The 11,121-nt window shown below is 76.6% G+C and carries 7 protein-coding genes; 2 read left to right on the top strand and 5 right to left on the bottom strand.

The genetic code is table 11. The features are described 5' to 3' along the window. Positions 1-60: 60 nt before the first annotated feature. The 3 genes from pucD to ABEA77_RS16035 are packed head-to-tail and all read right to left on the bottom strand — an operon-like array spanning position 61 to position 3,944. A complete protein-coding gene (pucD, locus tag ABEA77_RS16045) occupies positions 61-2,463 on the bottom strand; it encodes a xanthine dehydrogenase subunit D (protein ID WP_345647220.1) in 2,403 nt (800 codons plus the stop codon). 2 nt (positions 2,464-2,465) lie between these two features. Continuing rightward, entirely contained in the window at positions 2,466-3,053 is a 588-nt protein-coding gene (locus ABEA77_RS16040) for a (2Fe-2S)-binding protein (protein ID WP_345647217.1), read from the bottom strand. Positions 3,054-3,056: 3 nt separating this feature from the next. Next, positions 3,057-3,944, bottom strand: a complete 888-nt coding sequence (locus ABEA77_RS16035; protein WP_345647214.1) for an FAD binding domain-containing protein — start codon at positions 3,942-3,944, stop codon at positions 3,057-3,059. A 382-nt stretch (positions 3,945-4,326) separates the two neighbouring features. Between ABEA77_RS16035 and ABEA77_RS16030 the strand changes: the two genes are divergently transcribed. Then, a complete protein-coding gene (locus ABEA77_RS16030) occupies positions 4,327-6,414 on the top strand; it encodes a PucR family transcriptional regulator (RefSeq protein WP_345647211.1) in 2,088 nt (695 codons plus the stop codon). 118 nt (positions 6,415-6,532) lie between these two features. Beyond that, positions 6,533-7,327: a hypothetical protein gene (locus ABEA77_RS16025; protein WP_345647209.1), complete on the top strand. Its 795-nt coding sequence runs from the start codon at positions 6,533-6,535 to the stop codon at positions 7,325-7,327. Here the strand turns inward: ABEA77_RS16025 and ABEA77_RS16020 are convergent. Then, positions 7,305-9,281 (bottom strand): ABC transporter ATP-binding protein, encoded by a 1,977-nt coding sequence (locus ABEA77_RS16020; RefSeq protein WP_345647207.1) that lies wholly within the window; start codon positions 9,279-9,281, stop codon positions 7,305-7,307. The two genes, ABEA77_RS16025 and ABEA77_RS16020, sit on opposite strands and share 23 nt — an antisense overlap. Further along, entirely contained in the window at positions 9,278-11,110 is a 1,833-nt protein-coding gene (locus tag ABEA77_RS16015) for an ABC transporter transmembrane domain-containing protein (RefSeq protein ID WP_345647204.1), read from the bottom strand. The genes ABEA77_RS16020 and ABEA77_RS16015 overlap by 4 nt, the downstream gene beginning before the upstream one ends. Between the last annotated feature and the right edge of the window lie 11 nt (positions 11,111-11,121).

Here is an 11,121-nt window from a genome sequence, read left to right as displayed (position 1 = left end):
GGGTGCGCCGCCGGGCGGTGGCGGGGCCGCGCCCGGCCGGCGCGGCCCGGGACCGGGCCGTCAGGCGGCGGGGCCCGTGCCGGTGAGGTGCTCGGGCCTGACCGGGGTCCGGTCGAGCGCGAGGCCCGTGGCGTCCCTGATCGCGGCGAGCACCGCGGGTGTGGAGGACAGCGTGGGCGCCTCGCCGATGCCGCGCAGCCCGTACGGGGCGTGGTCGTCGGCGAGTTCGAGCACGTCGACGGGGATCGTCGGGGTGTCGAGGATGGTGGGGATCAGGTAGTCGGTGAAGGACGGGTTGCGCACCCGCGCGGTCTTCGGGTCGACGACGATCTCCTCCATCACGGCGACGCCGAGCCCCTGGGTGGTACCGCCCTGGATCTGGCCGACCACGGACAGCGGGTTGAGCGCCCTGCCGACGTCCTGGGCGCAGGCCAGCTCGACGACCTTGACGAGGCCGAGCTCGGTGTCGACCTCGACGACGGCGCGGTGGGCCGCGAAGGAGTACTGGACGTGCCCGTCGCCCTGCCCGGTGCGCAGGTCGAACGCCTCGGTGGGGCGGTGCCTGAACTCCAGCTCCAGGTCGACGGCCTCGTCCCCGAGGACGTCCACGAGGTCGGCCAGCACCTCGCCGCCGTCGGTGACGACCTTGCCCCCTTCGAGCAGCAACTCGGCCGTGGCCCACGCCGGGTGGTAGGTGCCGAACTTGCGCCGCCCTCTCTCCAGCACCCGCTCGCGCACGTGCTCGCAGGTGTTCTTGACGGCGCCGCCCGTCATGTACGTCTGCCGGGACGCGGAGGTGGAGCCCGCCGAGCCGACGCGGGTGTCGGCGGGGCTGATGGTGACCTGGGAGACGCCCAGTTCGGTTCTGGCGATCTGGGCGTGCACGGTGATGCCGCCCTGCCCGACCTCGGCCATCGCGGTGTGCACCACGGCGACGGCCTCGCCGCCGACGACTTCGAGGCGCACCCGGGCGGTGGAGTAGTCGTCGAACCCTTCGGAGAAGCCGACGTTCTTGATACCGACCGCGTAGCCGACGCCCCGCACGACGCCCTCGCCGTGGGTGGTGTTGGACAGGCCGCCGGGCAGCGCGCGCACGTCGGCCGCCTCGCCCGCGGTGTCCCACTGGCGCTCGGGCGGCAGCGGGCGGGCCTTGACCCGGCGCAGCAGCTCGGCGACGGGTGCGGGCGAGTCGACGCGCTGGCCCGTGGGCATCACGGCGCCCTGGCTCATGGCGTTGCGCTGCCGCAGCTCGACCGGGTCCATGCCGAGTGCGGCGGCGACCTTGTCCATCTGCGCCTCGTAGGCGAAGCACGCCTGGACCGCGCCGAAGCCGCGCATCGCGCCGCAGGGCGGGTTGTTGGAGTAGAGGGCGAGCGCCTCGATGTCGACGTCGTCGACGACGTAGGGGCCGACGGAGAGGGAGGCGGCGTTGCCGACGACGGCGGGCGAGGCGGAGGCGTAGGCGCCGCCGTCGAGGACGATGCGGCACCGCAGGTGCGTCAGCTTGCCGTCCCGGGTGGCGCCGTGCTCGTACCAGAGGCGGGCAGGATGGCGGTGCACATGGCCGAAGAAGGACTCGAACCGGTTGTAGACGATCTTGACGGGCTTGCCGGTGCGGAGCGCGAGGAGGCACCCGTGGATCTGCATGGACAGGTCCTCGCGACCGCCGAAGGCGCCGCCGACGCCGGAGAGCGTCATACGCACCTTCTCCGGCGGGAGTCCGAGCACCGGCGCGATCTGCCGCAGGTCGGAGTGGAGCCACTGCGTGGCCACGTACAGGTCGACGCCGCCGTCCTCCGCGGGCACGGCGAGCCCGGACTCGGGGCCGAGGAACGCCTGGTCCTGCATGCCGAAGTGGTACTCGCCCGAGACGATCACGTCGGCGCGTGCCGCAGCGGCGTCGGCGTCGCCGCGCCTGATGGGCTGCCGGTGGACGATGTTGGGGTGCGGGACGTGGCCCGAATGGTGGTCGTCGCGGTGCTCGTGGACGAGTGGGGCGCCGGGCGCGGTGGCGGACGCCTCGTCGGTGACCAGCGGCAGTTCGGCGTAGTCGACCCTGATCTTCGCGGCGGCGCGGCGCGCGGTCTCCGGGTGGTCGGCGGCGATCAGCGCGACCGGTTCGCCGTGGTGGCGCACCTTGCCGTGGGCGAGCACGGGGGTGTCCTGGATCTCCAGGCCGTAGTGGGTGACGTCGGTCGGCAGGTCGTCGTAGGTGAGGACCGCGTACACACCGGGGGTGGCGAGCGCCTCGGCCGTGTCGATGGAGCGGATCTCGGCGTGCGCGACGGTGGAGCGCAGGGTGTGGCCCCAGAGCATGTCCTCGTGCCACATGTCGGAGGCGTACGCGAACTCGCCCGTGACCTTCAGGGTGCCGTCGGGGCGCAGGGTGGACGCGCCGATCCCGCCCTCGGCGCCGGTGCCCTGGACGAGTCCCGCCGGGGTGACGCGCGGTTGCTGGGGCATCGTCAGCTCCCCTGGGTCTGGCGGGCGGCGGCGAGGCGCACGGCGTCGAGGATCTTCTCGTAGCCGGTGCAGCGGCAGAGGTTGCCCGAGAGGGCCTCGCGGATGTCCGCGTCGGTGGGTGAGGGGGTGCGCTCCAGCATCTCGTCGGCGGCGACGAGCAGGCCTGGCGTGCAGAAGCCGCACTGGACGGCGCCCGCGTCGATGAACGCCTGCTGCACGGGCGAGAGCGGCAGGCCCTCGCCGGTCTGTGAGTCGGCGGGCAGCCCGGGGCGGGCCTGCCAGCGGCGCGCGGCGTCGAGCGGGATGCCGTCCTGCCGGGCGTCCTGGCCGGCGCCGCGCCGCGCGGCGTGGTCGGCGAGGCCCTCGACGGTGACGACCTCGCGGCCCTCGACCTGGCCCGCGGCCACCAGGCAGGAGCAGACGGGCACGCCGTCGAGCCGGACGGTGCAGGAGCCGCACTCGCCCTGCTCGCAGGCGTTCTTCGAGCCGGGCAGGCCCATGCGCTCGCGCAGCACGTACAGGAGGCTCTCGCCCTCCCACACGTCGTCGGCCTCGTGGGGCCTGCCGTTGACGGTGAATGTCACTCGCACGGGTTATGCAGCTCCTTCGAGAGTACGGGCGCCCCGGTACTGGTCCCAGGTCCAGCCGAGCTGCCGGCGCGCGAGGACGCCGATGGCGTGGCGGCGGTAGGCGGCGGTGCCGCGGACGTCGTCGATGGGGTTGCAGGCACCCGCGACGAGTTCGGCGAAGCGGGTGGCGACGGAGGGGGCGAGCGGCGCGCCGCTGTCCCAGCCGCCGTCCTCGGCGAGGGCCGCGGTGAGGAACTCCTCGGCGGCCCGCGCGCGTACAGGGGTGGGCGCGGCCGATCCGATACCGGTACGCACGGTCCTGGTGTCAGGGTGCAGGGCGAGGCCGAAGGCGCACACCGCGATGACCATGGCGTTGCGGGTGCCGACCTTGGAGTACTGCTGCGGGCCCGCGGCCTTCTTGACGTGCACGGCCCTGATCAGCTCGTCGGGCTGAAGGGCGTTGCGCTTGACGCCGGTGTAGAAGTCGTCGATCGGGATGCGCCTGCTGCCGCGCACGGACTCGGCCTCGACCTCGGCGCCGGCGGCGAGCAGCGCGGGGTGGGCGTCGCCCGCGGGCGACGCCGTGCCGAGGTTGCCGCCGACGCCGCCGCGGTTGCGGATCTGCGGGGAGGCGACGGTGTGCGAGGCGAGCGCGAGGCCGGGGAGTTCGGCGCGCAGGTGTTCCATGATCCGCGCGTACGGGACGGAGGCGCCGAGGCGCACGGTGTCCTCGCCCACCTCCCAGTCGGTCAGGTCCGCGATGCGGTTGAGGTCGAGCAGCTGGGCGGGCCGGCGGTGATCGAAGTTGATCTCGACCATGACGTCCGTGCCACCCGCGAGGGGCACCGCGGTGGGATGCGCCGCCTTGGCTGCGAGCGCCTCCTCCCACGTTGCCGGGCGAAGGAAGTCCATGAAGGGCTCTTTCCTCATCTTCGTGGTCGGTCGAATCCTCGTGGTCGGTCGAACGCTGTCCGGGGGACGGCCGGCCCGGCGGGCCGCGGGCCCGGCGGGGAACACCCGGCGGGTGTTCATGAGCTGTTCACGCTGAATGGCCCCAGTACACAAGCCCTGCTCCGTCCGGTGCAGTCACGGAAACCATGAAGCGGTTGGCCGGGCCGCCGTCCGGTCTTGTAGATTCGAACAAACGCCGAGCCCACGGGCCCCGGCCGCCACACGGCCCCTTCCGACCCGGCAGCGTGCGGTGCTTTCCTTCCCCGTCCCTTCTGCATACCCCGGGGCACCCGCGGGGCCACCGGCGCACGACGCACGACCAGAGAGAAACGGCGGCGAGACGATGCGGCTGCGCGCACTGCTGGAGACCGAGGGGCTCGGCCTGAGGCTGCTGGGCGGCGAGGCGGAGCTCGACCGCCCGGTGCGCGGGGTGATGACGACGGACCTGCGCGATCCGAGCCGGTACCTGTCCGGCGGCGAGCTGGTGCTGACGGGTCTTGTGTGGCACCGGGGCGGCGCCGACTCCGAGCCGTTCGTGCGGCTGCTCGCGGCGGCGGGCGTGGCGGCACTCGCGGTCGGCGAGGCCGAGATGCACACCGTCCCCGACGACCTGGTCGCGGCGTGCACGCGGCACCGGCTGCCGCTGCTCGCAGTGGACACGGCGGTGTCGTTCGCGACGGTGACGGAGTACGTGGTGCGCCAGGTCTCCGGGGAGCGGGCGGGTGACCTGGCGGCCGTGGTGGACCGGCACCGCAGGCTGATGACGCCGGGCCCCGCGGGCGGCGGCCCCGACGCGGTGCTCGACCTGCTCGGCTCCGACCTCGACCTGCGCGCCTGGGTGCTCTCGCCCACCGGGCGGCGGATCGCGGGGTCCGGCGCCCCGCTGGCCGAGGACCGCGCGGCGGAGCTCGCCGCCGCGCACCTGGCGGTGGCCCGCACCGGGCGCAGGGGCCCGTACCGGGTGGTACTCGGCTCCACGGTGTACGCGCTGTTCGCGGTGCACGCCCTCGGCCGGGGCGCCGGCCCCGTGGAGCACATGGCGCGCGAGCCGCGGGAGACCGCGCTCGCGGAGTGGCTGCTCGCGGTCGAGGCGGACCCGGGCGACTGGCCCACGGAGCGCGTCGACCTGCTCCAGGGCGTGACCCAGCTGATCGCGGTGGAGCGGGACCGCAGGGACGCGGCGCGCGCGGTGCGCCGCAGGCTGGCGCAGGAGGTCCTCGAACTGGTCCAGGCGGGCGCGGCGCCCGCCGAGATCGCGGCGCGGCTGCGGGTCGCGGCGCCGGTGCTGCTGCCCGGTGGCGGGCCCGCCCCGAACTGGCAGATCGCGGTGGCGGCCCTGGAGTGGTCGCGACCGCGCCCCGCGCAGGGCGGAGCCGCGGTGCTCACGTCGCTCCTGGAAGAGGTCCTCGCCACCGCGGGTCACCCGGACGGCCGCGCGTCCGACCGCATCGCGGTGGCGTACGCGGGCGACGAGGCCGTGGCGCTCGTACCGCTGCCGCCGGGGAACGCGGACCCGCCGCACGACGACGGCGGGGACCCGGCGCTCCGCCCGGGTGACGCGGCGGACGTGTCCCGTACGGCGGTCGCGGCGGCCGCGCGCGACGCGGCGGGCGCGCGCAGTGCGGCGGACGCGGCACGCGCCCCGGGTGCGGGGGACACCGCCGACGCGTCCGGTGAGACGAGCACGGGCGGCGCGGCGGCGGCGCGCGGCGCGGCGGGCGCTTCCGGGGCGGCCGGCGCGGTGCGGGTGCGCGGGTCGGGAGGTGCCCGCGACGTGTCCGGGGCCGCGAGCACGGGCGGGGGCGGGACGGACGGTTCGGCGCGTGCGGGCGGGACCGGGGCGGACGGGGCCGCGGGACCGGGCGCGGAGGCCGGCCAGGACACGGGCGGGGCCGGGCGGGCGGGGGCGGACGCGCGCGCGGGCGGACGCGGCCCCGGGCTGTTCGCCGACGAGATCGCCGCCGCGGTGCGCGAGCCGCTCGCCGCGGGGCTCGGCGGCGACGGCCGGCTCACGCTCGGGGTGTCCGCGGTGGTGCACTCGGCCGAGGGCCTGCGCGGCGCGCTGGAGGAGGCGCGGCACGCGCGGCGGGTCGCCGCGGCCCGGCAGGGCCCGGTGCGCGCGGCGGGCCACCACGAACTGGCCTCGCACGTCCTGCTGCTGCCGTTCGTCCCCGACGACGTGCGGCGCGCGTTCACCGCGCGGCTGCTCGACCCGCTGCGCGACTACGACACGCGGCACCGGGCCGAACTGGTCCCCACCCTTGAGGCGTTCCTCGCCTGCGACGGCTCGTGGACCCGGTGCGCCTCCCGGCTGCACGTGCACGTGAACACGCTGCGGTACCGGATCGGCAGGATCGAGCAGCTGACGGGCCGTGACCTGGCGCGCCTTGAGGACAAGCTCGACTTCTTCCTCGCGCTGCGGATGAGCTGAGGGCCACCCGCGCCGACGCGAGATTGTGAAAACTTTCACCAGAAGTATTGGCCCGACGCCCCATCCGTGCTGAGATGCATCTCACACTCGGCACGATGGCGCGCAAGGGGAGGGCTCCGTGGCGTATACCGCGATGTCTGGTTCCGGAAGCACTGCCGGTGACGATCCGCTCCAGACCGCGGTGTGGCGGCTGCGCTCGCGGGGCTGCTGGGCCGACGCGGCCGCCCTGCTCGCCCCCCGCGCGGACGCCGCGGGCCCCGCGCTCCAGCGTGCCTCGCTCCTCGTCGAGCGCTGCCTGTACACGGCACGGGGCTGGGAGGAGGCGGAGGACGCGCTGCGTACGGCGGAGGCGACGGCGCACACCGACGAGGAACGGGGCGAGGCGGCCTGCGAGCGGGGGCACCTCGCGTACGTGTCCACACTCCTCGGCGCGCACGACCGCACCGACGAGGCGCGCGCGGCGCTCGGCAGGGCCGCGGCCCTGCTGGCGCCCGGCGCCCGGGGGCGCGCCCTGCTCGACTTCCGCAGGGGCCTGGTGGCGGAGAAGCTCTCCGGCGCTCCGCAGTCGGCGCGCGGCGCGTACACCAGGGCGCACGCGACGGCCACCGACCGCGGCGACGCCCTGCTGCTCTCCTTCACCTGGCGCCATCTCGCCGGGCTCGCGCTGCGCAGGGGCGAGGTGGCGGAGGCCAGGCACGGCTTCGCCGAGTCGCTGCGCATCCGCGAGGAGCTCGGCTTCCTCGTGGGGACCGCGCCCGCGCTGGTCTCCCTCGCCGAGACGGAGCAGGAGCCCGAGGCGGGCCGGCTGCGCGCCGAGGCCGGCCGGCTCGTCCGGCTGCTCGGCGGGGTGCCGACGTGGCTCGCCGAGCGGCTCGTACCGCCCTTGCCGCTCAGCCCGCCGTCCCCGGCCTGACCCGGCCGGGCGGCGGCCCGGCAGGACGGTCCCCGGTGCCGTGCCAGGCCGCCCAGAGCGCCGCGTACGGGCCGCCGGCCGCCACCAGCGCGTCATGGGTGCCGAGTTCGGTGATCCGGCCGCCTTCGAGCACGGCCACCCGGTCGGCGTCGTGTGCCGTGTGCAGGCGGTGCGCGATCGCGACGACCGTACGGCCGGCGAGGACGGCGGCGAGCGCGCGTTCCGCGTTCCTCGCGGTCGCCGGGTCGAGGAGGGCGGTGGCCTCGTCGAGCACCACGACCGCCGGGTCGGCGAGTACGACCCGGGCGAGCGCAAGCTGCTGGGCCTGCGCGCCGTCCACCTCGTACCGCCCTGCGCCGAGTTCGGTGCCGAGTCCGTCCGGCAACGCGGCCACCCAGTCCGCGCCGACCGCGTCGAGGGCCGCGAGGAGCCGGGTGTCGTCCGCGTCGGGGGCGGCGAGCAGCAGGTTGTCGCGCACGCCGGCCCGGAAGACGTGGTGCTCCTGGGTGACGAGGACGACCTGGCGGCGCAGCCGCTCCGGGGTGAGGTCCGCGACCGGGGCGCCGCCCACGGTGACCTCGCCCGACCGCGGCCTGTCGATGCCGACGAGGAGCCGCCCGAGCGTGGACTTGCCCGCGCCGGACGGGCCGACGACCGCGAGCCGCTCCCCCGGCCGCACCGAGAGCCGGACACCGCGCAGCACGTCGCGGTCCGCGCCGGGGTACCCGAAGTACACGTCCGCCACCTCGACCAGGCCGCCCTCGGGCTCGGCGCCCGCCGTCGCGGACGAGGCGGGCGCGGCGGCGAGCCCCTCGACCCGCGCGAACGACGCGAGGCCGCCCTGCAGCGCCTCCATCCGCTGGAGCACGGCGTCGAGCGGCGTGGACAGCTGCCGCAGGTACAGCACACAGGTGACGACGGTGCCCAGGCTCACCGCGCCGTGCCGGGCCAGGGCGCCCCCGGCGAGCAGCACGGCGACGACGGGCAGGACGTACGACACGTCGACGGCGGGGAACAGCACGCTGCGCAGGAGGAGGGTGCGTTCGCGGCTGCGGACCCAGCTGTCCGCGACGGCCTCCATGGCCTCGGCGCGCCGGCGCTGGAGGCCGAGCGCCTCCACGGTGCGGGCCCCTGCCGCGGTGGCCGCGAGGGTCCCGGCGAGCGCGGACTGTGCCTCGCCCTGGGCGAGGTAGGCGGCGCGGGCGCGCCGCAGGTACCAGCGGGCGGCCGCGGGGATGCCCAGCAGGAACACGAGGCCGAGGGCGCCGAGCGCCGGTGCGAGCAGCAGGGTCGCGGCCAGCACGGCGAGCGCCTGGAGCGACGCCACGAGCACCTCGGGCACCACGTCGCGCAGGGCGGCGCCGACGGCCGGCACGTCGCCCGTGCCCCGGGCCGCCAGGTCGCCGGTCCCGGCGCGCTCGACGGTCGCGGCGGGCAGTGCGAGGGCGCGCGCGGTGAACTGCCCGCGCACCCTGGCCGAGGCGCGCTCGCCGAAGCGGTGCGCGAGGAGTCTGCCCCAGCGGGTCAGCAGCAGTTGTCCGACCGCGCAGGCCACGACGGCGAGGGAGAGCCGGTCGACCGCGGCCACACCGCCGCCGCCCGTGACGACCGTGTCGACGACGCGGCCGAGCAGCCAGGGCGCGAGCAGTCCGGCGGCCGCGGCCGCCGCGTTGAGCCCCAGCATCCCGGCGAACACCGCCCGGTCGGCCCGCACGAGCCCCACCCCGGCCCGCCGCACGGCCCGTACCCCGGCCACGGGCAGCCCACTGCCGCAAGACGCGCCCGCTGGGTCCCCGCCCGGTCCCGGCCGGGGCTCGTGGCGCTGCGGCGGGACGGCGGCGCCCGCGGGCGCGGGGTCCTGCGCGTCCCGGCTGCCGGGGGCCCCGGCCTGCTCGCCGTCCCGGTCCTGCCGCCGCGGCTGTCGCCGGTCCTGGGGGCCGTTCCGGTCCGTCATCGGGTGCCCTCCGCCGCGCCGGTCCCGTCCGGGAGGTCTCCGCCCACGGCCCCGGCCGCCCGTACGGCGGTCCCGCCGGACGCGGCCGTCAGGTCGCCGTCCGCGGCGGGCGGCTCGGCCGTGCGGGACACCAGGGCGCGGTACGCGCCGCCCGCCGCGAGCAGCGCGCGGTGGGTGCCGGTGGCGGCCACGCGCCCGTCCGCCAGGTGGCAGACGGTGTCCGCGGCGTCAAGGACGAGTGGCGAGGTGGTGGTGACGACCGTGGTGCGGCCGGCGCGCGCGGCGCGCAGCCGGGCAGCGAGCCGCGCCTCGGTGTGGGCGTCGACCGCCGAGGTGGGTTCAGCGGCAAGCAGCACCTCGGGCTCGGCGAGGAGGGCGCGCGCCAGCCGCAGCCGCTGGCGCTGGCCGCCTGAGACGTTGCGGCCGCCGTCGTCGAGCGGTGTGTCGAGCCCGCGCGGCAGTGCCCGTACGACGTCCTCGGCGGCCGCGGTGTGCAGCGCCCGGCGCACGGCCGCCGGGTCGCGGGGCGCGCGGCCCTCGACGGCGTCGAGAACCGGGCCGGCGAAGAGGTGCGACTCGTTGTCGGCGACGAGGATCCGGGCGCGTACGGCGTCGAGTGGAACGGCGTCGAGCCGGACGCCGCCCCAGGTCGCGGCGGACGGGGCGAGCCCGCCGATCCGGTCGAGCACGGCCGCGGCCTCGGCAGGGGCGTCGGAGGCGAGCGCGGTGAACGCGCCGGGCGCGATCCGCGCCCCGGACACGGGGTCGTACAGCTCGGCGGGCCCGTGCGGGGCCCGCCCTGTCCTGGCGGTGCCGGCGGACTCCGGTTCCAGGGCGAGGAACGCCACGATCCGGCGCGCCGCGACGAGGGCCTGGCTGAGGTCGCCGCCGCTCTCGATGAAGGACGCGACGGGCACGAGCAGCACGGCGACGTACCCGTACACGGCGACGAGGTCGCCCACGCTGATGGCGCCTTCCGCGGCCGTCCGCGCGCCGAGCCAGGTCACCACGGCGAGGAACAGCGCGGGCACGCCCGTACCGCAGGCGTCCACCCAGCTCGTCGCGGACGCGACGCGGTACCCCTCTTCGAGCAGCCGCGCGGAGGCCCTGCCGTACCGTCGCGCGTACGCCTCCTTGCCGCCGAGCCCGGCGAGCACCCGCAGCCCTCCCGCCACGTCGGCGAGTTGCAGGGCCAGTTCACCCTGCCTCGCCCGGTAGGCGGTGAGCGCGCCGGTCAGTCGGCCGAGCAGCGGGCCCACGGCGAGCGCCAGCGCAGGGACGCCGGCGAGCACCACGGCCGCGATCAGCGGTGACACCGAGAACAGCACAGCGGCGACGGCGAGGCAGCACACCACGGCACCCGTGCCGGGGCCCACGGCCGTCATGGACTGCGCCACGGTCGCGACGTCCCCGAGGCCGATGGCCAGCACCTCGCCCTCGGCCACGCGGTGGGACAGGCTCGCGCCGAGGCGGGCCGCGTGGTGGGCCACGGCGCGCGCGGTGCGCACGGCGGCGTCGTTGCGCACCCGGGTCATGGTGCGGTGGCGCAGGATGGACAGCCATGCCTCCACGAGGCCGACGGCGAGGAGGGCGGCGCTCCAGCGGAGCAGCGCGCCGCCGTCGCCCGCGCGCAGCCCGTCGTCCACGGCGCGGGAGAGCAGGTAGGGCGGCAGCGCGAGCAGCCCCATCCACACGCTGCCGAGCAGGGCGGCGAGCGCGGTGCGGCGGCGCTGGCCGACGACGAGCCACCACAGGAACCGCACGGGCCCCCGGTGGTCGGGCGGCAGCTGGTCCTCGGTGCCGCGGGGCCGTGCCGTGTCGTGGATCATGCCCATGAGTC

Origin of the sequence: Streptomyces tremellae, from assembly GCF_039540215.1 — a bacterium.
Taxonomy (GTDB): domain Bacteria; phylum Actinomycetota; class Actinomycetes; order Streptomycetales; family Streptomycetaceae; genus Streptomyces; species Streptomyces tremellae.
This window is presented reverse-complemented; position numbering and strand designations above follow the sequence as displayed.